This is a genomic window from Gordonia mangrovi (genome assembly GCF_024734075.1).
Classification (GTDB): Bacteria; Actinomycetota; Actinomycetes; order Mycobacteriales; family Mycobacteriaceae; genus Gordonia; species Gordonia mangrovi.
Window position 1 is genome coordinate 3254042 of sequence record NZ_CP102850.1, and the last position, 25447, is coordinate 3279488.

Annotated in this window: 21 protein-coding genes; 15 read left to right on the plus strand and 6 right to left on the minus strand. The window is 63.9% G+C overall.

Annotation, left to right across the window (positions count from 1 at the left end; all coding sequences use genetic code 11):
* The first annotated feature begins 6 nt into the window (after positions 1-6).
* The 9 genes from NWF22_RS14755 (at position 7) to NWF22_RS14795 (ending at position 12662) form a co-directional block, all read left to right on the plus strand.
* Positions 7-807 carry an enoyl-CoA hydratase-related protein gene (locus tag NWF22_RS14755; RefSeq protein WP_258321159.1) on the plus strand — a complete coding sequence of 267 codons (801 nt, stop codon included), beginning with the start codon at positions 7-9 and terminating at the stop codon, positions 805-807.
* A 10-nt stretch (positions 808-817) separates the two neighbouring features.
* Complete coding sequence (locus NWF22_RS14760) at positions 818-1996, plus strand: acyl-CoA dehydrogenase family protein (protein WP_160903634.1); 1179 nt, start codon at positions 818-820, stop codon at positions 1994-1996.
* A gap of 156 nt (positions 1997-2152) precedes the next feature.
* Complete coding sequence (locus NWF22_RS14765; RefSeq protein ID WP_160903633.1) at positions 2153-3313, plus strand: acyl-CoA dehydrogenase family protein; 1161 nt, start codon at positions 2153-2155, stop codon at positions 3311-3313.
* 107 nt (positions 3314-3420) lie between these two features.
* Positions 3421-4434, plus strand: a complete 1014-nt coding sequence (locus NWF22_RS14770; RefSeq protein ID WP_258321160.1) for an acyl-CoA dehydrogenase family protein — start codon at positions 3421-3423, stop codon at positions 4432-4434.
* A 718-nt stretch (positions 4435-5152) separates the two neighbouring features.
* On the plus strand, positions 5153-7888 hold the full coding sequence (locus NWF22_RS14775; protein ID WP_160903631.1) for a branched-chain amino acid ABC transporter permease/ATP-binding protein: 2736 nt from the start codon (positions 5153-5155) through the stop codon (positions 7886-7888).
* The gene (locus tag NWF22_RS14780; protein WP_160903630.1) at positions 7881-8636 is read left to right on the plus strand and encodes an ABC transporter ATP-binding protein; all 756 of its coding nucleotides are present in this window, start codon (positions 7881-7883) and stop codon (positions 8634-8636) included. Before NWF22_RS14775 ends, NWF22_RS14780 begins: the two co-directional genes overlap by 8 nt.
* Positions 8637-8743: 107 nt before the next feature.
* Positions 8744-10015 carry an ABC transporter substrate-binding protein gene (locus tag NWF22_RS14785; RefSeq protein ID WP_160903629.1) on the plus strand — a complete coding sequence of 424 codons (1272 nt, stop codon included), beginning with the start codon at positions 8744-8746 and terminating at the stop codon, positions 10013-10015.
* Positions 10016-10202: 187 nt separating this feature from the next.
* Positions 10203-11315 carry a CaiB/BaiF CoA transferase family protein gene (locus tag NWF22_RS14790; RefSeq protein ID WP_160903628.1) on the plus strand — a complete coding sequence of 371 codons (1113 nt, stop codon included), beginning with the start codon at positions 10203-10205 and terminating at the stop codon, positions 11313-11315.
* Between the two features lie 225 nt (positions 11316-11540).
* Positions 11541-12662 carry a Rieske 2Fe-2S domain-containing protein gene (locus NWF22_RS14795; RefSeq protein ID WP_160903627.1) on the plus strand — a complete coding sequence of 374 codons (1122 nt, stop codon included), beginning with the start codon at positions 11541-11543 and terminating at the stop codon, positions 12660-12662.
* 172 nt (positions 12663-12834) lie between these two features.
* Here the strand turns inward: NWF22_RS14795 and NWF22_RS14800 are convergent, their stop codons facing one another.
* Together NWF22_RS14800 and NWF22_RS14805 are read right to left on the minus strand one after the other, a co-directional pair.
* The gene (locus NWF22_RS14800; RefSeq protein ID WP_160903626.1) at positions 12835-13455 is read right to left on the minus strand and encodes a TetR/AcrR family transcriptional regulator; all 621 of its coding nucleotides are present in this window, start codon (positions 13453-13455) and stop codon (positions 12835-12837) included.
* A 24-nt stretch (positions 13456-13479) separates the two neighbouring features.
* On the minus strand, positions 13480-14499 hold the full coding sequence (locus tag NWF22_RS14805) for a ferredoxin--NADP reductase (protein ID WP_233751616.1): 1020 nt from the start codon (positions 14497-14499) through the stop codon (positions 13480-13482).
* 197 nt (positions 14500-14696) lie between these two features.
* Between NWF22_RS14805 and NWF22_RS14810 the strand changes: the two genes are divergently transcribed.
* Positions 14697-15098 (plus strand): hypothetical protein, encoded by a 402-nt coding sequence (locus tag NWF22_RS14810; protein ID WP_160903625.1) that lies wholly within the window; start codon positions 14697-14699, stop codon positions 15096-15098.
* 9 nt (positions 15099-15107) lie between these two features.
* On the opposite strand, the gene NWF22_RS14815 is transcribed toward NWF22_RS14810, so the two are convergent.
* Positions 15108-16094, minus strand: a complete 987-nt coding sequence (locus NWF22_RS14815; protein ID WP_160903624.1) for a helix-turn-helix transcriptional regulator — start codon at positions 16092-16094, stop codon at positions 15108-15110.
* A gap of 100 nt (positions 16095-16194) precedes the next feature.
* Here NWF22_RS14815 and NWF22_RS14820 point away from each other — a divergent pair, with 100 nt between their 5' ends.
* Positions 16195-16650 (plus strand): VOC family protein, encoded by a 456-nt coding sequence (locus NWF22_RS14820; RefSeq protein ID WP_160903623.1) that lies wholly within the window; start codon positions 16195-16197, stop codon positions 16648-16650.
* 116 nt (positions 16651-16766) lie between these two features.
* On the opposite strand, the gene NWF22_RS14825 is transcribed toward NWF22_RS14820, so the two are convergent.
* Genes NWF22_RS14825 through NWF22_RS14835 form a run of 3 tightly spaced genes read right to left on the minus strand, consistent with a single transcriptional unit; the run spans position 16767 to position 21113 of the window.
* Positions 16767-18020 (minus strand): acetyl-CoA hydrolase/transferase family protein, encoded by a 1254-nt coding sequence (locus tag NWF22_RS14825; protein WP_160903622.1) that lies wholly within the window; start codon positions 18018-18020, stop codon positions 16767-16769.
* Positions 18020-19201, minus strand: a complete 1182-nt coding sequence (locus tag NWF22_RS14830; RefSeq protein WP_160903621.1) for an acyl-CoA dehydrogenase family protein — start codon at positions 19199-19201, stop codon at positions 18020-18022. The genes NWF22_RS14825 and NWF22_RS14830 overlap by 1 nt, the downstream gene beginning before the upstream one ends.
* A 58-nt stretch (positions 19202-19259) precedes the next feature.
* Positions 19260-21113 carry an acyclic terpene utilization AtuA family protein gene (locus tag NWF22_RS14835; protein ID WP_160903620.1) on the minus strand — a complete coding sequence of 618 codons (1854 nt, stop codon included), beginning with the start codon at positions 21111-21113 and terminating at the stop codon, positions 19260-19262.
* A gap of 184 nt (positions 21114-21297) precedes the next feature.
* Between NWF22_RS14835 and NWF22_RS14840 the strand changes: the two genes are divergently transcribed.
* The 4 genes from NWF22_RS14840 (at position 21298) to NWF22_RS14855 (ending at position 25161) form a co-directional block, all read left to right on the plus strand.
* Positions 21298-22044 carry a FadR/GntR family transcriptional regulator gene (locus NWF22_RS14840; protein WP_160903619.1) on the plus strand — a complete coding sequence of 249 codons (747 nt, stop codon included), beginning with the start codon at positions 21298-21300 and terminating at the stop codon, positions 22042-22044.
* Between the two features lie 288 nt (positions 22045-22332).
* Positions 22333-23169, plus strand: a complete 837-nt coding sequence (locus NWF22_RS14845) for an enoyl-CoA hydratase/isomerase family protein (protein ID WP_160903618.1) — start codon at positions 22333-22335, stop codon at positions 23167-23169.
* Positions 23166-24344 (plus strand): CaiB/BaiF CoA transferase family protein, encoded by a 1179-nt coding sequence (locus tag NWF22_RS14850; RefSeq protein WP_160903617.1) that lies wholly within the window; start codon positions 23166-23168, stop codon positions 24342-24344. Before NWF22_RS14845 ends, NWF22_RS14850 begins: the two co-directional genes overlap by 4 nt.
* The gene (locus tag NWF22_RS14855) at positions 24331-25161 is read left to right on the plus strand and encodes an enoyl-CoA hydratase family protein (RefSeq protein ID WP_160903616.1); all 831 of its coding nucleotides are present in this window, start codon (positions 24331-24333) and stop codon (positions 25159-25161) included. Before NWF22_RS14850 ends, NWF22_RS14855 begins: the two co-directional genes overlap by 14 nt.
* Positions 25162-25447: the final 286 nt, after the last annotated feature.

Sequence of the window (25447 nt, forward strand, 5' to 3'; positions counted from 1 at the left end):
CAGGACGTGGCGGTCGAGAACGACGCGCCGGTACTCTACGAGGTCGACGACCACGGTGTCGCCATCCTCACGCTGCACCGCCCCGAGCGCCGCAACATGTGGACCGCGGACATGGAGGATGCGTTCTACGCGGCGCTGGACCGTGCAACCGATGATGACCGCGTTCGGGTCATCGTGGTGACCGGCCACGGCACCTCCTTCTGCCCGGGACTGGATCCCGCCGTGCTCGACAACGTCCGGGCCGGATCGGCCTACACCACCAACCGTCGGCCGCAGACCTACGCCACTTCGGTCCCGAAGTTCATCATCGGTGCGATCAACGGGGCGTGTGCCGGTATCGGCCTGGTTCAGGCACTCTGTTTCGATTATCGATTCGCGACCGCCAAGGCCAAGTTCACCACGGCGTTCTCCAAGCGTGGTCTGCCGGCCGAGGATGCGTCGGCATGGCTGCTCACGCGGCTGGTGGGACCTGCGCACGCCATGGATCTGATGATCTCCGGCCGCGTGTTCACCGGCGACGAAGCGTTTGAACTCGGTGTGGTGCAGCGCATCAGCGAACCGGAATCTGTGCTCGACGATGCGGTCGCGTACGCGCGCTCGGTTGCGGCGAGCGTGTCGCCGGTGTCCATCTCGATGATCAAGTCGCAGGTGTGGCGCGACAGCGAACAAACCATGGAACAAGCCAGGGTGCGCGCGCAGTACCTGCTGACGTTGGCCAAGGCGCAGCCGGACTTCCAAGAAGGAGTTCGGGCTCTCGTGGAGCAGCGGCCACCACAGTTCAACCCGTATCGCCCCCTCAACATCTGAAAGGCACCCGATGGAAATCGACTTCGGAGCCGACCACGCCGACTTCGCCGAGGAAGTCCGCACCTGGCTGGACGAACACCTCGTCGGTGATTTCGCGGCGCATCGCGGTGTCGGGAGCCCCACCGACAACTCGGCATGGGACATTCGAGTCGCCTGGGAGAAGGAACTCTCGGCGGGCGGTTGGCTAGGGCTGACCTGGCCCAAAGAATACGGTGGCCGCGGCGCGTCACTGACCGAGGAGATCGTGTTCGAGTACGAGTACGCCCGAAGTGCGGCGCCGGCTCGGGTCAACCAACAAGCCCTGGAACTTCTCGGCCCAACACTCCTCGACTTCGGCACCGAGGAGCAGAAGCGCCGGTTCATCCCGAAAATCCTTTCCGCCGAGGAACACTGGGGCCAAGGATTCAGCGAACCGACCGCGGGCTCAGACCTGGCGGCGGTATCGACCAAGGCGCGCCTCGACGGCGACGAATGGGTCATCAACGGTCAGAAGGTCTGGACCACCTTCGGCGACAGGGCCGACTGGCTCTACGTGCTGTGCCGAACGAACCCGGATCAGTCGTTGCGTCATCGCGGGCTGAGCCTGCTCCTCGTGCCGGTCGATCAGCCCGGTGTGGACGTGCGGCCCATCAAGAATCTGGCCGGGTCGGGCGAGTTCAGCGAGTGCTTCTTCACCGATGCCCGCACCGACGCGTCGATGGTCGTCGGAGACGTAGACGGCGGTTGGAAGGTCGTCATGTCCACCCTGGGACGCGAGCGCGGTTCGGCACTTCTGCCGGTCCAGTTGTCGATGGAACGCGAGGTGCTCTCCATCGTCGAGGCCGCGAAGAACCTCGCCGAGCCCGACGATCCGCGTCTGCCCGACCGGATTGCGCAGTCCTACATCTCCGTATCGCTGATGCGCGCCACGACGATGCGTGTGGTCGAGAGCGTCATGAACAATGATTCCTCGGCAGACGCCGCAGCAGCGATCAGCAAGCTGTTCGCGTCGCAGGCGCATCAGGTCCTGGGCGAACTGGCGATGGATGTGGCCGGCGCCGCCGGCGGCATCACCTCCGGACCCGGCGTCGAGGGACTCACCTTCGCGCAGCGTCTGCTCCTGCTGTCGCGGGCGGAGACCATCTACGGAGGAACGTCCGAGATCCAGCGGAACATCATCGGTGAACGGGTCCTCGGACTCCCGAAATAGATTGTCCGGGTGCACCTTATCCAGAGTCGTCAAGGAGACGAACGTGACCACATTGCCAAGATCGATGGCTGACCGCGCAGATATTCAGTCGTTGGCTTCGCGCCCTGTCGCGCCGCACATAACGGCCATCCGCGCGGCGAACCCGGAGCACTGCGCATGAGCGCGCGGCTGGTGCCTGCTGCGCCGGCGATATCGCCGGCGATGGAGGAACTACGCGGTGAGGTGCGGCAGTTTCTGGCGGAGGAGCTCGGCGCGGAACGGTTCAGGCCACAGGTCGATTCGTGGATTGCCGGCTGGGACCCCGAGTTCAGCGCACGGCTGGGAGCACGGGGCTGGCTGGGCATGACCATCCCCACCGAATACGGCGGGCATGGTCGTTCGCATCTCGAGCGGTATGTGGTGACCGAGGAGTTGCTCGCCGCCGGAGCGCCGGTCGCCGCGCACTGGGTCGCCGACCGGCAGGTGGGGCCATCGTTGATGCGCCACGGTTCGGATTATCAGCGGCGCCGCTATTTGCCCGGCATCGCTCGGGGCGAGGTGTTCTTCGCGATCGGGATGAGTGAGCCGGAATCGGGATCGGACCTGGCCAGCGTTCGGACGCGCGCGAAGCAGGTCGAGGGCGGTTGGGAGATCACCGGCACCAAGGTGTGGACCTCAGGTGCTCACCACGCCGATGCCTTCTTCGTGCTGGCCCGGTCCGCGCCGTTGGACACCAACCACCGCCATGACGGCCTGAGCCAGTTCATCGTCGATCTCGACAGTCCGGGGATCGAGATCAGACCGATCAAATTGCTCACCGGACATCATCACTTCAACGAGGTCGTCCTGGACCGGGTGTTCGTGCCCGATGAACTCGTGCTCGGCAATATCGGGGACGGGTGGAGTCAGGTCACCTCCGAGCTGGGGGTCGAACGCAGCGGACCCGAACGCATCCTGTCGAGCTTCCCGCTGGCGTCGGCGTACGCGGCCTGGGTGCAGGGTAAGTCTGCAGACGAACGTGATCTCGAAACACTGGGCCAGATCGTCGGTCGTGGCGCAACCCTCCGGCAGCTCTCGCTGTCGGTTGCCGGTGCGCTGACCGAGGGGCTGCCGGTGGATGTTCCTGCGGCTGTGGTCAAGGATCTCGGCACCCAGTTCGAGCATGAGGTCATCGAATCGGTGTCAGATGCCGCCCCACTGGAGCCCGAACCAGACGGTGAGGACGAACTCGCCCGCCTGCTGGCCGAAGGTATCTTGCATGCGCCGGGTTTCACGCTTCGAGGCGGCACCACTGAGGTGCTACGCGGGGTGATCGCACGGGGAATGGGTCTTCGATGAGTGCCGCTACGAGAGTGATATCCATGACGATGCCAGCAGAATCCGATCTTCGCGAACTCCGCCAACTCGCCGACTCGATCTTCGACGGCCTTGCCGCGGACGCTCTGATGATTCCGCACACCGAGATCGGCTGGAACGCGGAGTTGTGGAAGACACTGGAAGACTCCGGCCTGACTCTGCTCACCACGCCGATTGACTGTGGCGGGAGCGGGGCCGGACTCGCCGAGCTATCGGTTGTTCTGGAGTCCGCTGCGCGAAGTGCAGCGCCCGCTCCCATCGCAGACACCGATCTACTCGCCTCCTGGTTGCTGCGTCGCGCCGGGATGTCCGTTCCTGCCGGACCGCTTGCATCAGCCCACGGACAGCTAGAGATAACGCCGGCGGGGGAGGGGCGATCCGCGGTCACTGCAGTGCTCCCACGTGTTGCGTGGGCGCGCGTCGCCGAGCATGTCGTGGTCCTGGGAGAAGCAGGCCCGCGCGCCGTGGTGATGACAGTCCCGCGTGGCGAATTCACGGTGGTGGAGGGGGCCAACGTCGCCTACGAACCGCGCGACACTGTCCGCATCGATGCAACCCTTGACGACACCGCAATCGTCGAAGTCTCGCGGGATACATTACGTGAGTGGCGGGTTCGTGGTGCCTTCGGTCTGACGGCGTCGACTGTCGGATACCTCGACCGGATCCTTGGGCTCACGGTGGACCATGCGTCACAACGGACTCAGTTCGGGCGGCCGATTGCCAAGTTCCAGGCCGTGCAACACATGATATCGGCAATCGCCGGCGAGGTGACCGCGACGCAGGCCGCTCACAACGCGGCGGTCGCAGCCGCGGTGGCATGCGGAATAGACTCCAAGGCAGCGGAATTCGCTGTTGCAGCCGCCAAGGCGCAGGCCGCTCGTGCGGCATCTGCAGTCTCGAAACATGCCCATCAGGTTCACGGGGCGATAGGATTCACGCTTGATCACCAGTTGCGGCACTTCACATTGCGCTCAATGGCCGCTGCCAAGGAGTTCGGCGATGCGCGTGAGTGGAATGTTCGCCTTGGTCAGCTCGCGCTCGGCGCACTTGACGACGGTCGCGCAGACTCGTTGTGGCACGTGATCACCGACAGCGGTCGCTGATCCGACCGTCTTGGTGGTGACCTCCACCGCGTACTCGCCGCCTCGGCCACTGTCGCCGAGGCGGTGAACGCAGTTGGTCAACTGTAGGCGAACATCATTGCCTGCTCGAAATCGATCGGTGGTGTCGGCATTTGCGACATCGGGTGATCAACAGGGCTTTCGAATCGCTGTCCCGCTAGGGCTGTTCGTTTGTCGTTGAGTGCTCCAGCGTCGCCAGGCTCACTGCGCCCCGTGTCTGGTGAATCCTCGTCGGTGACTTGTGCACCCGTGCGCGCCCTCTACTCGTTTCGCCCACGCAGCCTGTTCTCGTAGCGCAACCCCTGGCTCGCAACTCGGCCTCGACTTGCCGTGGCGAGACCCTCGGGCCAGCAGTCTCCCAATGGTTGTGTCCAAATCTACTGTCCGAGTGGCGGACTGAATTTCGGCTACAGCTGCGACCAGGCGATCTCGACGGGTTGCCTCAGCCGATGCCGTCCTCGATTGCACGACGCCGAGTCGCTCCCAGAAAGACAGGAATCACGCGGCCGAGAGCCGTCCCGCGAGGTGGCCGACACTCCCGTTTATGTGTGAGTGCTACAACCCGGGTTGCACTTCGTGAGACAAGTCACTATAAAGAGAACAATCAGTTATCTGATTTAGTTGAATCTGGAGGGTAGATGAGCATCAGTCGTCCGGTGGTTGTCACGGGATCCGTGCGACCGTGTGAGGTGCCCAGCACATGATCGACCAACTCACGTTCCTACTTCTCGGGCTCGGCAGCGGCGCCGTTTTCGGAGCGCTCGCTCTCGGTATCGTGCTGACCTACCGCAGTTCCGGAGTGGTGAACTTCGCAACAGGATCGATTGCGCTCTTCGGTGCCTACGTTTACGCCTATCTCCGTGAGGGCGAACTGATCAACCTGATCCCCGGCATGGACTCGACCATCGACCTGGGCTACAAGCTGGACATGGTGCCCGCCGCGCTGGTCAGCGTCGCATGTTGCGCCATCCTCGGGCTGATCCTGTACGTGCTGGTGTTCCGGCCGCTGCGAACCGCACCTGCGGTCGCCAAGGCTGTGGCCGCCCTCGGTGTCTCCCTGCTCCTCTCGGCAATGTTCGTCGTCCGAATGGGCACAAGCGCCGTCGCCGCCTCGCCGATCTTTCCGACGAACTCCTTTCGCCTTGGTAACGCCGCAGTCCCACTGGACCGGGTCTACTTCGCGCTGACCGTGTTGTTGCTGGCCGTTCTGCTCTGGTTGGCGTTCCGATACACCTCTTTCGGATTGGCCACACGCGCAGCAGCCGAGACCGAGCGCGGCGCGTACGTCAGCGGTCTGTCGCCCGATCGTCTTGCTGCTGTCAACTGGATGATCAGCTCGGCAGTGGCCGGGTTCGCCGGCATCCTGATCACGCCCATCGTGCCCGTGGTGCCGGTGGCGTACACGCTGTTCATCGTGCCTGCGCTGGCCGCAGCGGTGCTCGCGCGCTTCGACATGGTGGTCGTGGCGGTCGTGGCCGGCCTGGCGATCGGAATGTTGCAGTCGTGGGTTCAGAATCTCGCCGCCACACACGAGGCTCTGCCGAGTTCCGGTCTGCCGGAGCTTGTTCCGCTGGTACTGATCATGGTTGTGCTGTTCCTGCGGTCGAAGCCCTTGCCCACGCGCGGCGCGATCGTTTTGCAGACCTTGGGTCGGGCCCCGCGCCCGAACCACATCGTGGCGCCCGCGGCGATACTCGGTGTGATCGCGGTCCTGGCACTTCTCCTGCTCGACGAACGCCTGCGAGCGGGTCTCATTCTCTCGATGATCATGGCCATCATCGGCCTGTCGGTGGTGGTGGTGACCGGGTACGCGGGGCAGGTGTCGCTGGCGCAGCTGACCATCGCCGGTGTGGCCGGCTTCCTCGTCGGGCCGATCGCGAACAACTGGAACCTGGGGTTTCCGTGGTCCCCACTGCTCGCGGCGGTCGTTGCGGCGGTCATCGGGGTCTTGATCGGCATCCCCGCGCTGCGGATACGAGGCCTTTCGGTCGCGGTGGTGACATTGGCCATGGCCTTCGCCGTCGAGGCCATCTGGTTCCGCAACGTCGACATCGTCGGGTCCTCGGGTGTCGCAGTGCCACCTCCGCAACTGTTCGGCATCGATCTGAGTATCGGCGTCGGACTCGACTATCCGCGTGTCACTTTCGGGGTGTTGTGTCTGGTGGTGCTCATCGCGGTCGCCGTCGGAGTTGCCCTGCTGCGGCGCAGCCGACTCGGTTCGCAGATGCTCGCCGTGCGGGCCAATGAGAAGTCGGCCGCGGCCGCCGGTGTGCACGTGGTGCGGGTGAAGATCCTCGCGTTCTCCATCGCTGCGTTCATCGCCGGCCTCGGGGGCTCACTACTGGCGTATCAGCAACAAACCGTCACCTTTGAGGCCTTCTCGGCAATGGCATCTGTGGCGTTCTTCGCCACTGTCTACCTTGCCGGCGCAACGTCGGTGTCCGGTGGCTTGTTGGCAGGTGTGATGGCCGCCAGCGGAGTCTTCTTCATCATTTTCGACGAGGTCATCGGGATTGGCGATTGGTACCCGGCGGTCATGGCGCTGTTGTTGATCCTCACCGTCATCCTGAATCCGGAAGGTATCGTCGGTCCGCCTCAGCAGTGGTGGAGTCGTCGTCGAGCGTCCCGACAGGCGCCGGCATCGACGACTCTGTTGGACAGCATCGACTCTGCGCTACCGGATCCACAGCCACTGACCGAGCCAGTGTCTCGCGCAGCGCTCGAACTGCGTGACGTCTCTGTCCACTATGGCGGCGTCACGGCGGTCGACGGTGTGTCGCTCACGGTTCCGGCCGGCAAGATGGTCGGTCTCATCGGTCCGAACGGAGCGGGCAAGACCAGCGTGATCGACGCTGTGAGCGGCTTCGCCAACTGTACCGGCGAGGTACTTCTCGACGAGAGACCAATCCACACACTCGCTCCGCATCGCCGAGTGGACGCCGGCATGAGCAGGACCTTCCAAGCCATCGAACTGTACGACGATTTGTCGGTTGTCGAGAACGTGAAGGTGGGCCTGCGGCTGGAGGCGGGGCAGAAGCGGTCCGACGGAGAAGAGCGGATCAGCAAAGTACTCGCGCTGCTGGGGCTCGCTGGTGATCGAAACCGGCAGGCGGGTGAGCTGTCGCAAGGGCAGCGTCAGCTCGTATCAATAGCGCGTGCGCTCGCCGCGCGACCAGAGGTGCTGCTGCTCGATGAACCCGGCGGCGGACTGGACAGCACCGAGAGCGAATGGTTGGGCCAAAGATTGCAGGTGGTACGTGACTCCGGCATCGGGATACTGATGGTCGATCACGACATGGACTTGGTGTTCGGCGCCTGTGATCTGGTGTACGTGGTCAACTTCGGGAAGGTGATCGCGTTCGGGACACCTGACGAGATCAGCGCGAATCCTGTAGTGGCCGAAGCATACTTGGGAAAGGCGGCGGTCAATGGATGAGGTCAATTCGGTGAACGCTGCCGTCCGGGATCGGCAGCGATCCGATGTGGTCATCGAATGCCGGGGACTCGGCGTCGGATACGGCTCGGTCAACGTGGCCCGGGACATCGACGTCGCACTATCCCGTGGTCAGGTGTTGGCGCTCCTGGGCCCCAACGGTGCGGGCAAGACCACCTTACTGTCGACGCTGGCCGGTTTGCTACCGGCGTTGGAAGGGGAGATCCGCGTGGACGGCGTCAAGCTGCCGTCAGGGCGCGCCCGAGTGGCGAACAAACGCGGAGTGGTGCTGGTGCCCGATGATCGGGCTCTGTTCACGAGCCTGACCGTTCGCGAGAACCTGCGAGTGGCGAACTCGGCGAAACGCCTGTCGTTCGACGACATCGTCGAACTGTTCCCGAGCCTGGGGCGTCGGCGGAATATCACTGCGGGCGAGTTGTCCGGCGGTGAGCAACAAATGCTCGCGGTCGCTCGCGCCCTCATGCAGGATCCGAAAGTCTTGCTCATCGATGAGATGAGCATGGGGCTGGCACCGGTCATCGTCGAGGAACTTCTGCCGGTGGTGCGACGGATTGCCGACGACATCGGCTCGGTGATCATCCTGGTCGAGCAACACGTACATCTCGCCTTGGAAATCGCTGACGAGGCAATGGTTCTGGTGCACGGCGAGGTACGTGATCGCGGACCGGCGGAAGAGTTTTCCGCCGATCCGCACAGATTGCAGAAGATTTACCTCAGCAGCACGTTGTGACAGTTCATACTCCGGCGGGGCGTGAACGCCGGCGATCGCATCACCATCAAGATCCTGTGACCCATCCGGTGCAACGGTTGGCGCAGTCAGATAAAGGAGAACAAGGAATGAAGACACATTCGCTTCGCCGCAGGTTGGCTGCCACCTGCGCGGTGTCCGCGGCGGTCGTCGTCGGCGTTGCCGGTTGCACGTCGACCAGCGACGACTCGGCAGCAGGGTCATCGGCCGCTGTCGATCCGGCAGCTCTCGGCGAACCGAACCAGGCGACCGGCACACCGGTGACGCTCGGCTTCATCAGCGACGGCAAGACCGGCTACTTCGACAACACCGATGAGATCGCCGGTGCCCAGGCAGCGGTGAGTTACATCAACGAGTATCTCGGCGGCCTCAACGGACACCCAATCGACCTGAAGGTGTGTGTGGCGCATGGCAACCCCGCCGAGGCGACGGACTGCGCGAACCAGATGGTGACCGAGCAGGTACCGGCCGTCCTCGAGGGAGCCATGGGTTCCGTCGATGCAACCGTCGATGTGCTGACCAAGGCGCAGATACCGCTGGTTCTGCACTACCTCACTTCGCCCAAGACACTGACGACACCGGGGATCTGGGGACTCATGAACGGAAACGCCTCCAACTTCGGTGCTCCCGCAGAGATCGCGAAAGACGAGGGCATCACGAAGGCGGCCATCGTGACAATCGACGTTCCGGCTGCGGTGGCCGGAGCGAACAACCTCGGCAAACTCACCTTCGGGAACGCCGGAGCCCAGACCGATGTCGTCACCATCGCGCCGGGCGTTCCCGACCCGACCTCGCAGATCACCGCGGCCAGCCAAGCCGACCCCGGCATCTATTCGGTCCTGGGAACAGCGGACTTCTGTGCACCGGTCATCAAGTCGATTCGAAGCATCGCGCCGGATGCAGTCCTCTCCGTTATCGATCGCTGTATCGATCCCGGTGCGGCCAAGTCGATTCCGGGTGGTTACGAAGGGGTTCGAGTGGGAACCACGGTCAACCTCGATCCGGACACCGACGATGTGAAGCTGTTCGCTGCTGCTCTCGACAAGTACTCGGACGGTACGGCTGTGTCCGCGACCTCCGGCTACGGCTGGGCGCCCCTGCTCGGTTTCGCGCGCGCGATGAATGCCGCCGAGGTCTCGGACCTGACGCCCGAAACCGTCAAGAGCGGGCTGGCCTCGGCGCCCGCGCAAGAGTATCCGTTGACGGATGGGATCATGTTCCAGTGCAATGGAGAGGCGTTCCCGCTGTCCAAGAACGATTGCAGTGTTGGCGGTATTCGCGCCACCGCCAATGAGGACGGATCATTGCGTGACTACCAGTCCTTCAACGATCCTAGTCTGTTCACCATGCCGAGCAGCTAAAGCGGATGTGGTCGGCCGAGCCCGGAACTCGGCCGGCGAACCGTTGCACTCGTGGTGCTCGCGATACCTCGCGGGCACCACGGGTGCGTTTCGGGACGGCTCGGAACGCAGTGGCGCGGCAGTTGGAAGTCGACGGCAACAACGCAATCCGGCGCCCGCACGGCGCTTGAGTGAACAGGAGTGACTCGTGATCAACAATGACGTCAGGTCGGGGCCCATCGCCGGCATCCGAGTGGTCGAGTTTGCCGGTATCGGGCCGGGGCCGCATGCGGCCATGCTGCTCGCCGATCTGGGAGCAGACGTTGTTCGTGTGCAACGGCCTGGTTTGTTGCCCCCTCCTGGACGTACCGCCGACCAACAGGAGCGCGGACGGAGTCACGTCGTCGAGGCAGATCTCAAATCGCCGAACGACATAGCCGAGATTCGTGCGCTGATCAATAGGGCGGACGTCGTGATCGAAGGCTTTCGCCCAGGTGTGGTGGAACGGCTCGGGCTCGGTCCGGATGCCTGCCTTGAGGGCAACCCGCGGTTGATCTACGCCCGAATGACCGGGTGGGGACAGGCGGGACCGCTGGCCATGAACGCCGGCCACGACATCAACTACATCGCATTGTCGGGCGTTTTGCATGCGATGGGTCCGGCGCACGACACCCCGCAGCCGCCCCTCAACATGATTGGCGATTTCGGCGGTGGTTCGCTCTACCTGGTCATCGGTGTCCTTGCTGCGATCGTCGAGCGGGAGCGGTCGGGCGCAGGACAGGTGGTCGACGCCGCGATGGTCGACGGCACGCTGTCTCTGTCGCACTTCATTCGCAGCCTCCGGGCGATCGACCAATTCTCGGACGAGCGCGGCACGAATCTGTTGGACGGCTCGGCCCCGTTCTACCGCACCTACGAAACCGGCGATGGAGGATACGTCGCCGTGGGTGCCCTCGAAGAGGGCTTCTATACACAGTTCGTTGCCGGGCTTGGCCTCGACGCCCAAGATCTGCCGGATCGATTCGACCGGGAAAACTGGGCGTCCCTCTACGAGACGTTTGCCGAATCCTTCCGGTCCCGTACACGCGATGAGTGGGCGGACATCTTCGCGCAGTCGGACGCGTGCGTGACTCCGGTGCTCACCTTCGCGGAAACTGCGAGCCATGAGCACATCGTCGCCAGAGAGTCCATGGTCGAGATCGACGGAGTTCACCAACACCGACCAGCACCGCGATTCTCCCGTAGCTCCCCGTCTACGCCTACAGCTCCACGCCGCGAAGCGTCTGATCCGTCCAGTATCTGGAGAGCCGAGGACGTATGACGTGCTCGTGACCTGCGTTGTCAACTCATGCGCGGCTTCAGCCTTGTCCAACACTCGGCCGACAGCCGGGCTGAGGGGATGTCGCAAACTCGGGCTCGGCCGCATCTCGACAATACCTGACCAGAGTGGCACAATTATCTGTGCAGGTACACGCAGTGTTGCTGCGCATGCCTCATCCGTGAGACAGCCCCGCGGATGACCGATGGAAGTGAACGAGAGGCACTCATGAAACCGGTTCCGAACCAATCCCCGACGCCCACGACCGACATCACCGGTTGGTTCCAGGTCTTGTGGTCCGAGGAGCTTGCCGTTGGCGAGGTCAAGCCCATGCACTACTTCGACGAAGAACTCGTCGCCTGGCGAGACAACGACGGTGTGGTGCACATCCAGAACGCGTTCTGCCAGCATCTCGGCGCACACCTCGGGCATGGCGGCACGGTCACCGAGGACAACTGCATCCAGTGTCCTTTCCACGGATGGCGCTGGGATGCCAACGGGCGCAACAAGCTTATCCCTTACCAGGCGAACCGCCCCAACAAGGTTCGCCGGATCGAGACGAAACACGTTCGCGAGCAGAACGAGTGCATCTTCATGTGGAACGACGCGCTGGGGCGCGACCCCCTGTTTGATATTCCGGATGTCTTCGACGGACTGTTCGATGACGAAGCCACAGCTGATCAGTACTATCGCGCATACCCCGAAGGCACCATGATCCGTTCGGAGGTCAGCCTGCATCCCCAGTGGGTCATGGAAAATGGCGTCGACTTCGCGCATTTCCAGTACGTGCACAAGGCCGGGAGCCTGCCCGAACTCGTCGGGCGTGACTTCCGGGCCTACGATTCGGTTTTCGAGGTTTCGATGACCTTCGGCGAGGGCAAAGCACCGACTGCCCTGACCCCTAATGGTGCCATCAAGGGGGGCACGAACTCGCGGTCTATCGGACTGGGAATCGGTTCGGCCTTGTTCTGGGGTGCCGACACCATGCGCACGATCGTCTGTGTCACACCGGTTGACTCCACACGTTCGACCCTGCGGTCCACTGTGTGGCTACCGAAGCGTGACCTGGCAGACGGTCCCGTAGTTCCGGAGAAGCTGCAGAAGCGGATGGATATGGCGAACCTGCAGGTGGAACGTGACCTGCAGATCTGGGAGAACCAGATCTATCTCGATCCGCCGGCGCTGGCCGCCATGGAGACTGCCGGGTATCGAGAGCTGCGTCAGTGGTCGAAGCGGTTCTATCCGCTGGATCATCCAGAGGAGGCGCAGAAGGCGGCCGAACAAGCCACCGCCGAACGCGAGACCCGCGTGCTCGGGGAGCGCGAGACAAGTGTCCTGATACCGACCTGAGATCCACTGCGGCCGTAGGCGGAGCCCATCATCTCGATTCATCGAGATGATGGGCTCCTGCCTTTGCCACACGGTGTATGCGCTCGCTGTGGGTGTCGGACCTGACTCTGGGAATGCCAATAGCCGAACCGGAAACTCCGTGTTCGGCAATTGAGCTGTGGTCGTCCGGTCGCTACTCGGTTGTCACCGATCGAATGATCTTGCGCACCAGGCGTCTGCGCGCCTCGGGACCCGGCGGGCGCCGGTCTTTCGAAGCAGACGTACGGATCAGCAGAACTCCGATGATCCCGTCTGCCAACAGGGCCCGGTCGGTGGCGGGTGATAGTTCACCTCGGTCGATTGCCGCGCTCAACACTTCGTCGAAGCGCGCGGCAGTGGGCTTGATGACGCGTTCCTGGAAACGTTCCAGCAATCCTGGGTGCGCTCGGGCCTCGGTGACCATACGCATCTGCAGATCGAGCATCGCGGACCCGAACTGCTCGGCTACCAGGTCGACCAGGACGATGAGGTCATCTTCCAGGCGTCCCGGGAGATTGGGCAGGTCGGGCAGCGCCAAGCTGTCGAGCGCGTCCACGATCAAGCTGTCCGCATCAGGCCAGCGAAGTAGCAGACTCGGGCGTGACACACCTGCGCGCTCGGCGACCCGGCGCATGCTGAACGCCGCGACACCGCGTTCAGCCAGTTCATTTCGGGCAGCTTCGAGGAGTCGGTCATTGACATGCGGATCCCGCGGCCTCCCCGGCCCGACACGCGCTACCTCGACGGTGTCCTCGGACAGCTCAGCGCTACTCATCTCATTCCTCGGGGTCTCGCGGCGTCAGTACACAACCTTCACCGGGCTGTCTCCGACGCACATCAACTGGCACGTCAGGACGTCTCCGTTCGCGATGTCCTCTTCTTCGAGCAGATTGTTGCCCACCATCTCCACGCTGCCTTCTGTGCAGGTGGCGATGCATGTTCCACAATCACCATCGCGGCACATGTAGGGTACCTCGATGCCGACGCTGAGCAGATGATCGACCAAGGTGACGCCCTTCGGCCATTCGATGGTGTGGACCTCACCCTCGAGCTCGACCTCGGTGGGGACCGTCTCGGCATCTGCCGCGGCCGCGGGAGCCGGTACACGTTCAGCGAAGGGGTCGCCGGAAAGTGACGTGAAGACCTCCATATGGATCTCCGAGTGTAAGCGGCCTGAGGCAGTCCACGCGGACCGCACTGCATCCATGAAGGGGGCCGGCCCGCAGACGAACGCCTGTCGAGTCGGTGCGGAGTCGATCATGCGGCGGAGGACGTCAGGGTGTGGCAAACCTTGGAGCGATTCCAGCCAATGTCGCACAGACAAGCGCTCAGGGAATCGCTGCTCGAGTGCTTTCAGCTCGTCCGCCGCGATCACCGATGCTTCGTCTCGATTGGCGTAGAAGAGGTCTATCGATCCGGTGCCCGCGAGGAGCACGGATTTGGCGATCGACAAAGCCGGCGTGATGCCGCTGCCGCCGGCAAACAACAGCAGGTCGTGCTCGAGCGACTTGGGCGTGAACACCCCTGCCGGTGGTTTGATCTCGATCTCGGCGCCTGCTGCGAGATTGTCGCACAACCAATTTGAGGCGTACCCCGATGCCGTGCGCTTCACGATGACACGTGCGGGTTCGCCCGAGTGGGGCGAACTCGCGAGAGAGTAGCAGCGTGCGACCGAGCCGGTCAGGTCGCTGGGCACTCGCAACGTGAGGTATTGGCCAGGGCGGTACGCGGGAAGTAGCTCGTTCTCCTCGAAGACTATCGACACCGCGTCGGCGGTTTCGGGTACAACTTCCGCTACGCGGACCATCAGGGAATTCATCTGTGTAGTCGTCACACTTCACCACTTTCTGCGGGCCTTGCGCTATTTTATACCAGACTGGCATAGTATTTAGCTACAGGTGTGAAGTGCTTCACCGCGGTGTGGTGCGGACTGGCGCAGGCCGCGTTCATCGCGGGGCCGGCCGCACATCCGAGGCGCCTGGTGGCGTCGCAATCGAGTTGAGGTGGACGAGACAGATGGCATCCCAGACAGAGCCCGTGCCTACGACACGCGCGGCCGAGCAGTTCTTCGAACTCGACCGCACCATAGACATTGAAGTCAGTGCCATGGGGCGGCTCGTCGCGGCGCTCGCCGAGGCGCTGCGCATCTGCGTGTCACTGCCACCGGGTCTGTCAGGTGATGACATTGGTGCGGACCGGCGAATCATCGAACTTGCGTCAGCGGTGTCGGTGTGTGGGCTGCTGCAGGCAGAAGGTCCTTCCAGCGGCTGCATCTCCACACCGCCGGAACTGTTTCCCCGAATCGCGCAACTGTTGAACGCGGCGGCAGATGACGCGGAAGACCCTCGCGTCGCGAGAGCACTTCGCAGGGACGCGCAGCACGTACAGCACGTAGCGTTGGGGCATCGTGACGACTGAGCGCAGCTCTTAGCCAGAAACGGCGGCAGCGGCGTAGCGATCGGAGAGTGTCGCAAACGCCTTGGCCAGTTCGGGTGGGCCGACCACCTCCATCGGCACCTCGAACCTCCCGAAGGAAGCAGCGAGGGCGCCCCATGACCACGAACCTGCCTCGAGGATGCATCTGTCATCGGTGAGGGCGCGAGCCGAGCCGTCGCCGGCGAAGGGGAGCACTGAGCGAACAGGCATGTCGAGGATGACCGACCCGCGACATGGCCATTCGTTGACATCTGAGCCTTTGAATCGTGCCGAGACAAACTCATTGAGGTCGCCGCCGGGTACTTCGCGGGGTGTGAAACCCGGACCAGTCGGAATCCGAGGTGTGATTCGGTCGACGCTGAACAGTCGCCAGTCTTTGCGCTCGAGATCCCACGCGACGAGGTACCACTTTCCGTGCGCGGTGACGATGTGGTGCGGCTCTACTCGGCGCGGCGGAACAATTATGTCTGATGGCTGCGGTTCTCCGCGGGGCGCGTAGTCGAAGCGCAGGACCTCCCTGACTCGGATGGTGTTGGCCAGACTGATCAGCAGCTCTGCTGACACGGTCATGGGTTGGCCGTGACCTGCAGTCGAAGGGACGGAAACGATATCGAGCGAATCGAGGCGATGGCGCAGTCGCGACGGCATGACCTGACGGATGGTGGCCAGTGCCCGGATCGCGGCGTCCTCGATACCGACACCCGAAGTGGTGACGGTCTGCAAGGCGACTGCCACCGCCACTGCCTGGTCGTCTTCGAAGAGCAGCGGGGGGAGTTCGCTTCCAGCCTGTAGGCGGTAGCCACCATCTGGGCCCATGGTGGCGTGGATGCTGTATCCCATCTCCCGAAGCCGGTCGATGTCTCGCCGGACGGTCCGGGCACTGATGCTGAGTCGACTGGCGAGAAGAGACCCCGGCCATGCGCGCTGGGTCTGAAGCAGCGACAAAAGACTGAGGAGCCGGGTGGTCGTGTTCGACATTGTCCGAGACTAGGCGACTTGTAGGACATGAACTGACCTATACGGGCAGGACCCTTGAGTCGTCGGGCCGAAGGGGTCCGACACGATCAAGGAGTACGAGATGACGATCCGGACGACCACCCACCTGAACTTCCGCGGCGACGCCCGAGCGGCGCTGGAGTTCTACAGCTCGGTGTTCGGTGGACACCTCACGATCAACACCTACGCCGATGTCGGCATGCCGGCCGACGTGCCCGGGTCGGACAAGGTCGTTTTTGGGCTCGTCACAGCCGAGAACGGGTTCAGCATCATGGGTTACGACATTCCAGGCGAGACCAATGGTTCGATCGCCGGCGGCGGTTCGACTCGTCGGGAGAACAACACGACGGTGACCGACCAGGCCATGTTCGTGTCGCTCGGTGCGGACTCCCTCGAAGAGTTGCAAACGTTCTGGGATCTCCTCGTGGTCGAGGCCACGATCGTCGAACCGCTCGCGGCATCGGCATGGAGCGCCGGATTCGGCATGCTGACCGATCGTTTCGGCGTCACCTGGAGCGCCAGCGTCACCGCTGCCTGAGAACCGCACCGTGACAGTCACTCCCCGGGCGCATGCAACGTGCCCGGGGAGTTTCCGGCGTACGACGTCCCGAGGTGAGGGCACTGCTCACGTGGCAGTGTCGCCTCCCCGTCCGCCTACAGCTCCTTCGCCGCCACCAGCAGCTGTTCGCGATGATCGGGATGACTGATGGCGATCATCTCCCGGGCCCGTTCGCGCGCTGTCTTGCCGCGCAGGTCGGCGATCCCGAACTCGGTGACCACGTACTGAACGAGACTGCGCGGCACGGTGACCAGGCCCCGGTCGATCACGGGCACGATCTTGGGTGCGCCGCGATTGGTGGTACTGGGCAGGGCGATGACGCTCTTGTGACCGGGCAGTTGCGCTCCCATCATGAAATCGACGCTGCCGCCGATGCCGCCGGCCTGTCCGGTGCCCACGACTTCGGAGTTGAGTTGGCCGTAGAGGTCGACCTCGAGGGTCGAGTTGATCGAGACCAGCGACGAGCGTTGCGCGAGCGCAGGTAGCGAGTGGGTGTTGAGGGTGTGCTGCATCGACACCCGGGGATTGTGGTCCATCCAGCGGTAGAGGTCGGTGGTGCCCATGATCTCGCCGACGATGGCGGCGGGCCCGTCGTCCACACAGCATCCGGCTTCGATGAGCGCACGACCGCCATCGGTGAAGATCGAAGTGAGCAACAGGTCGCGTCGTCCGGCTTCGGCGAGCGCGGCGAGCACCGATTCGGGGATCGTGCCGACACCGGCTTGCACCGTCGCGCCGTCCGGGATGAGGTCGGCGACATGGCCGGCGATCGTGGCACTGCGATCGTCGGGTGTGCGATGTGGGAACGCGTGAAGCGGTGAGGCGTGCTCGACCAGGAAGTCGATCTCCGAGGAGTGGATCAAGGTGTCGCCGGTGGTGTAGGGCATCTCTGAATTAAGTTGCGCAATAACCACTTTCGCCATTTGGGTGAGGAGTCGGGTCATGCTGGAGCTGATGCCGACGCTGTGGTTGCCGTCGGCATCGGCCGGCGACACCTGGATCAGGCACACATCGAATTCGCGGGCCGCCGCGTAGTGGTAAGTCTGCACCCACGTCAGCGGGAGGAAGTCGACGTTCGGGCCCAGACCGACGTCACCCAGCAGTGTCTGCGGCATGAACCAGGTCTGCAGTTCGATCTCGTTGCCGAGGTGGGGAGTCAGCGCCTGGTAGCCCTTGATCAGCATGCCGCTGACCAGTGTGATCGGTGCGGCCTGCTCGCATCGGCGGGCCAGCGCTTCGAGCAATGCGACGGGCTCGGCGCTGAGGCTGGTGGTCGCCACCGTCATGCCCGGCCGAACTACCGACAGAGCTTCATCGGCCGAGACCACGCTCGGTGTACGTGTCGTCATCAGTAGCTCTTTTCCAGGCCGAGGACTCGCTCGGCGATGTAGTTGAGCACCATCTGGTTGTTCACCGGTGCGATCCGCTGGAGTCGGACCTCGGTCCAGTGCCGGCCGATGTGGTACTCGCGGGCGAACGAGAACCCGCCGAAGGTCTGCATGGCGTCGTCCGCGGTCTTCCAGGCCGCCTCGGTGGTCAGGTACTTGGCGGAGTTCGCCAGCGTTCCAATGCTTCCTGCGCCCTGTGCGGTACACGCGTCGACGGCTGCCTGCAACACCTGTCCGGCGGCCAGCAACTGGAGATAGTCGGCCGCCAGCGGGTGCTGCACCGCCTGGTTCTTTCCGATCGGACGGCCGAACACGACGCGCTCGGAGGCGTAGCGGGTGGCGGCCTCCAGGCACCAGCGCCCGATGCCCATCGCGACCGACGACAGGTAGAGGCGTTCGGCGTTGAGGCTGTGCAGCAGGTGGTAGAAGCCTTGACCGACCTCGCCGACCACATCGTCAGGAGAAACCTCGTGGTCGTGGAAGAACAGTTCGGACGACCCGAAGGCGTTGCGGCCGATCTTCGGGATCGTGCGCATGTCGAGGGTCGGCCGATCCAGATCGGTGACGAACAGCGTCAGGCCGTCGCCGCGCCGATCATCGGGGCCCGGCGTGGCGGTCCGGGCGAGCACCAAGACCTTCTGCGCGTACGGTGCACCGGAGTTCCACACCTTCTGCCCGTTGAGCACCCACCCGTCACCCTTGCGGGTGGCGGCCAGGCCGATCTGGGTGGTGTCGGTGCCGGCGTCGGGTTCAGTGACGCCGAAGGTGATCAGGAGACGCCCCGCGGCAACCTCGGGCAGCAAGGTCTTGCGCTGCTCCTCGGTGCCGAAAGCGAGAATCGCCGGGACAGCCAGCAGCGGTGTGTGCACGCTGGAGCAGGCATTGAGGGCGCCGCCGCTTGCTGCGACTTCCTCGAGCGCCGCGCAGAACTCGGCGATCGTGCCGCCACCGCCGCCGTACTCCTCGGGGATGAGGATGCCGAGGAATCCGGCGTCGGCGAAGGCCTGCACGAAATCGGCGGCGTATTCATGGTCGCGGTCGTGCTGTTCCCAGTACTCCGCGGGGAACTTGGAGCACAAGGCGCGCACCGCCTCGCGGATGTCCTTGTTCGTCTCGAGGTGTGGGAAGGATCCGGACCGCATGAGCTGATCTCCTTGTTGTCGTGCTGTTGGATGAGTGGGGATGAACGCCGGTCGACCGTCAGCCGGTGACCGCCGCGTTCTGGGCGATGTCCAGGCCGATGGACTTGTTTGCGTTTCCGCCGGTCGGACCGAGTAGGCGAGCGGGAACCACGACGATTCGGGACCCGAGGTACTCGCCGAGCCCCTTCGCTTGGTTGTCGATGTTGGTGCTCGATGCGGCGCCGTCTTCGAGCCATCCGTGCACCACGAAGTTGATCCCGAGGATGCCGGGCATCACGTGGCGGTCGATCTTCATGCCGGCGGTCTCGGGAACGAGCGAGGAGAACAGCTCCACGGTCAGCTCCCTGCGCAGCCACTCGAAGCTCTCGGCATCGCGCGCCCACACACCGATGTTCGCCAGGCCGGCCTTGTCGCCGGAGCGGGTGCCGAAGTGGTCACTCAGATGGATCTCGACGAGTCCTTCGGTCGGGCTCTGGGCAACCGAGGCGGCATCTTCGGCGGCCAGGGCAGGAGGCTTGGTCGCCGACGTGAACGCAGGCCAGTCGACGTGCTCTCCGTCGTCATCGGCGGTCAGATGGACGCGGGCCTCGACTCGGTGTTTGTGGATCAGACACGGCCACTGGACTGCGGCACTCCGTTCTGATTGGGGCGGCCCGGCGAAGTAGCAGCCGGGGATGCTGGACACGCCGAGTTGGGTGATGGCGCCGGTGAACGCACGACGACCGACCGCTGCGGCATTCGTCGACCGGGCGGTGATGACCAGCCATGCGGTGGCATCGGCGATGGTTCCGTGTTCGGGATCTTTCGGTCCGATCACTGTCCAGCGGTAGCTGTCGAGCTCGTCGATCTTCGGCATGAGGGCGTCGATCTGGGCGCCGAGCCACGTCAACTTCTCATCGACGCGCAGACCCGTCAGGCCGATGGTGATCGAGTTGCGGTACCCGCCGTCGAAACACACCGAGAGCTTCGCGGTGTCCGTCGGTGCATACCCGGTGGCGCCGAAGATCCGGACGGCGTCCGGTCCGGCTGCTTCGAGCTGGACCGTGCGCAGATCGCCGATGACATCAGGATTGTGATACAGCGGTCCCGAAACCTCGTAGAGCAGTTGGGATTTCACCGTGTCGATGGTCATCGCCCCGGCGTCGGGCTTCGACTTCGTGATGATTGAGGTGCCGTCGTCGAAGAGTTCGGCAATCGGCATGGGCGGGATGCCCATCGCCGGTTCCTCATAGAAGAACGAGTAGTTGCCACCGGTGACCTGGCCGCCGCACTCGATGGCATGCCCGGCCCACAATGCGCCCGCGAGACGATCGAAGTCGTCTGCCTTCCATCCGAAGTGATGGGCAGCCGGGCCGATCACCAATGATGCATCGGTGACGCGCGGGCAGATCACGATGTCGGCACCGCCGCGAAGGGCGGCGGCGATCGGCCAGGCGCCGAGATAGGCGTTGGCGGCCAGCACGCTGTCCGGCTCCACCGGTAGATCGGTGCCGGTGTCGATGTTGCGCAGCGATTGCGGGTCGTCGGAGACCAGGCGGGGGATATCGCCGAGCACGTCGTCGCCGGTGATCGCGGCGACGGTCAGGTTCACGCCCAACTCGTCGCAGAGTTCGCGCACCGCGTCGGCGCACCCGAGGGGATCGAGGCCACCGGCGTTGCACACCAGTTTCACGCCGTCGTCGGCGATGCGGGGCAGGACCGAACGCAACTGGCCGACGAACCCGGCTGCGTATGCCGGCCGACCGGCGCGCTGGTTCTTTCGGAGGATCAGCATGGTCAGTTCGGCGAGGTAGTCGCCGGTCAGGTAGTCCACACCGGCGTCGAGCAGTTCGCTGATGCTGTCGTGTCTGTCGCCGTAGAAGCCCGAGAAGTTCCCGATTCGTAGGCCACCACGCGTTGCTTCCGCTGCCATCAGGCCGCTCCTTCGCCTATTTACTGTAATAAATATAGGGGAACGCTACTTCTCGATCGCTCCGTGGTCAAGAGCGCTCGGGCAGCGGATTGTGGGCCACACCGCTTCTGCACTGTCGTTCCGGCGAAATCTCGTGCAATGATTGGTCAAAGAACAGGCACAGCTACGAGCGGAGGGGAGCACGATGGCTGCGGCCCCCGGACGTCCTCGGCGCGGCATGAAGCTCGCAGAGCAGTTGGCGCACGAGATCGTCACCGACATCTCGCGCTCGGGTCTGCAGCCCGGAGATCGGCTTCCCTCCGAGGTCGTGATGGCCCAAGAGCAGGGTGTCAGCCGCACGACCTTGCGTGAGGCGTTGCGCATCCTCGAGGTGCACGGACTGATCCGCGTCCGATCGGGGCCGAAGGGCGGCCCGGAGCTGACCGAGCTGACCTCGCGCGACTTCGCGCGTATGGCCACCCTGCATTTCCATATGGCCGGTGTGAGCTACCGCCAGCTCGGCGAGGCGCGCGTCGTGTTGGAGCCACGGATGGCGCAGCTGGCGGCGCACCGTCGAACCGACGAACAACTCGCTTCGCTCGAGGCCAATCTGGTCAGGCATGAGCAGGCGCGGTCGACCGACGAGCTTGTCCACTACGCGCACGAATTCCACGAACTCGTTTCTGATATCGGCGGTAGGCACAACCGGGTGCTGTCGTTGATGACGACCTCGCTCGGGGGGCTCTTCGACGTCTACGGTGACCGCGCCGGCGACCCGGGTGTGATGCGGTCGACCGTCGATGTACACCGAGGTATTGCCGAGGCGATCGCGGCAGGTGACGAGACGCTCGCGTCGGAGCTCATGAGCAAACACATGCACGAGAGCATCGAGACCTTTGGTCGTGAGTTTCCGGCGATGGTCGACAATCCGGTGTCCTGGCTGTCTGAATAGCCGATAGGGATCACTTCGGCGGCCCGTGGTCAGGGCTGCCGGACAGTGCCGCGGGGTCGCTGCGACGCGGCGTCTCGCCGTGCGCAACCTGTGTGAATTTAATCCAGTGGTTCCCTCCTGCGTGCCTTCTTGCTCGGAGTCGCTTCTTGGCGTCGTCGTACGGGCTTGACTTATGTATTTATTACAGTAGATTACTGGATGTAACCGCGGTCACGTTCGAGTCCATCGGTGACTCTCGGTCCGCGCCTCCGCTGGTGAACGACACCGGCCGTTGTGGAAGGCGAGAGCATGGCGAGCATCGACTTCGAGGTCAAAGACTTCGTGGGTCACATCACGATCAACAACCCGGAGAAACGCAACGCGGTCGACTCGGCGATGGCGAAGGAACTCGCCGCCATCTACGACGACATCGATCGTCGTTCGGACGTGCGGGTCGTCGTCCTCAGTGGTGCCGGCGGCAAGTCGTTCTGCGCCGGCGGATACATCCCGGACTACGTCGGCAAGGTCGTCGGTCCGGAGGGCAGTGGCAAGCGGACGGTTCTGCCCAAGCCGTGGCGGATGTCTGTCCCGTTCATCGCTGCGATCGAAGGCTACTGCGTCGGTGGGGGATTCCCGCTGGCACTGACCTGCGACCTGCGAATCGCGTCGGAAACAGCGGTCATGGGTCCGTCTGGTCTCAAGCGTGGCGTCATCAATGGCGCCAGCGTGATCACCCGGATGGTCCGGCTCGTCGGACTCGGGAACGCGATGGAGTGCCTGCTCACTTCGGAGTACATGAATGCCGAGAAGGCGCTGCAGATCGGACTCGTGCAGCGGGTCGTCCCGCAGGGGGAGGCAGTGTCGACGGCCGTCGAGTTGGCCGAGACCATCGCGCAGTTCAGTCCCGACGCAGTGGCAGCAACCAAGCGGATCGCCTACGACGGTATCGATTTGAGTTGGGACGAATCCCTCGACTGGGAGGAAGCCGTCCTCGAAGAGAACTACCGGACCCCTGACGCCGAAGAGGGCTACCAGTCCTTCCTCGATCGGCGTCCCGCCGTGTTCGGGCGCAACGTCGGCGGCCCCGAAGCACTCGGACTGACCAAGCACTGGCCGAACGGCGACGCACCGAAATGGAGAGAATGATGGGACCACTGAACGGTATTCGGGTACTGACTGTCGAGAACTTCATCTCCGCGCCGCTGGCCACGATGTGGCTGGCCGACGCGGGGGCCGACGTTGTGAAGGTCGAGATCCCCGGCGTCGGAGATTCTTCTCGTGGGGTGCAGCCCTCCCGTGAGCGCGACGGCGATCACCGCAGCCTCTCTTTCATGCGGGCCAATCGCAACAAGCGCAGCATCGAGCTCGACCTGAAGGGCGATGCAGACCGGGAACGGTTCGACCAGCTGCTCCAATCGGCCGACATCTTCATCGAGAATCTTCGTCCCAGCGCGCTCGCCGGTCTGCGGCTGACCTACGACGACGTCAAGAAGGTGAATCCGTCGATCATCTACGGCGCGATCTCCGGGTTCGGGCTGCCGGAGTTCAACTCCGGTGATATGCCCTATCAGCCCGCGCTGGATGTTGTCGCGCAGGCCATGGGTGGTCTGATGTATCGCCCCGAAGGGGCCGACAAGGCCCCGGTGTACCCAGGATTCCCGCTGGCGGACATCTTCGCGTCGGCCAACCTGCAGTCCGCGATCTATCAGGCACTGTTCCACCGCGAACGGACCGGCGAGGGTGCGTGCATCGACATCTCGATGCTCGACGGAGTGGTGGCCTTCAATGAGTTGGCGCTCATCATGCGCAGCGCTCTGGAGCAAGACGCGTCTCCCGGGATGCACGGGCTGGCTGCGCCATTCGGCTCGCTGCCGACCCGCGACGGGCACATCGTGGTTGCCGTGCTCGGCGAAGCGGTATGGGAACGGTTCACCGCCGCGATGAACAAGCCGGAGATCACCCAGCTGCCCCAGTTCGCCAGTGGCGTCCTGCGCCATCAGCACCTCGCCGAACTCGAAGAGCACATCCACGACTGGATCGACGATTTGACGACCGAGCAGGCGCTCGAACAGCTTGCTGCACATGGAGTGCCGGCTGGTCCGGTGCTGAGCATGGACCAGGTCCTCGAGCTCGACAATCTGCATGAGCGCGGGATGATCGTGACGATGGACGACCCGGTCTGGGGTCCCACACGCATGGCGGGTAATCCGTTGCACTCCTCGCTGATGGAGAAGATCCCGATGTCGCCGGCGCCCCACCTCGGCGCCGACTCGGCTGACATCCTTGCCGACTGGATCCACGAAGCCGATGACGCTCGGTGAGCGCGGGACCGGGTTCGCGGTGACGTCCGCGCCGGAAGAGGCTCCTGCTGCTCTCGTCGACACGGTGGTGGACGGCGCGGTACTGAGCCTCGTCCTGGACAGCCAGCACAACCGCAACGCCCTGTCGCGACAGCTGTTACGTGAACTCCTCGACGGGCTACGGCGCGCCGATGCGGATCCCGACGTCAAGGTGGTGCTGATCCGTCACCGGGGGCCGGTGTTCTGCTCGGGAGCCGATCTTTCAGAGGCCTCCTCGAACGACGACGAGGAGGCGCCGCGCACCATGGTCGCCGTGCAGCGCGCGATCCTGGAACTGGACAAACCGGTGGTGGTACGGGTCGACGGCGCCGTCCGTGCCGGTGGCATCGGGATCGTCGGCGCCGCCGACATCGCCATCGCTGCCACGACGTCGTCCTATGCGCTCACCGAAGTCAGGTTGGGATTGACGCCGGCGGTCATCAGTCTCACACTGTTGCCCCGTATGCGACCCCGCGACGCGGAGTACGCGTTCCTCACCGCCGAGAAGTTCACCGGCAGTGAGGCCGCCGAGTACGGACTGGTGACCCGAGCGGTCGCCCCCGAGGAACTCGACGCGGAGATCGAGAAGGTGTGTCGACAGCTTTCGCTCGGCCACCCCCAGGGGCTACGCGAAACCAAGCGGCTCCTCGTCGCAGATCTCCTGAGTCGATTCGACAGATCGGGCGATGAGCTGACGACTCTGAGCGCACGGTTGTTCGCCAGCGACGCAGCGAAAGATGCGATGCAGCAGTTCCTTTCCAAAGCGAAGAAGACAGTTCCTGCCCACACCGAGAAGTAGTAAGGCGGTTGAGTTCATGACGGCGGCGGTCAATACCACGACGTGAAATCGCTTGCCGCCGACCTGGCACGTGACTGGATCCGCGTCAACGCGATCCTACCGACCAACGTCAACACGACACTGTTCGTCAACGAGTACAACATGCAATCACTGATACCAACCGTCTCGTCGCCCACGGGTGACGGTCCATCGACCCGGTCGGGTTGCGGCCTGCTCCTCCGCGCCGCAACCCGACCGGTTCCACTTGGCAACTCCGTGAGGCCGCGTTCTCGAAACTCTCCGAACT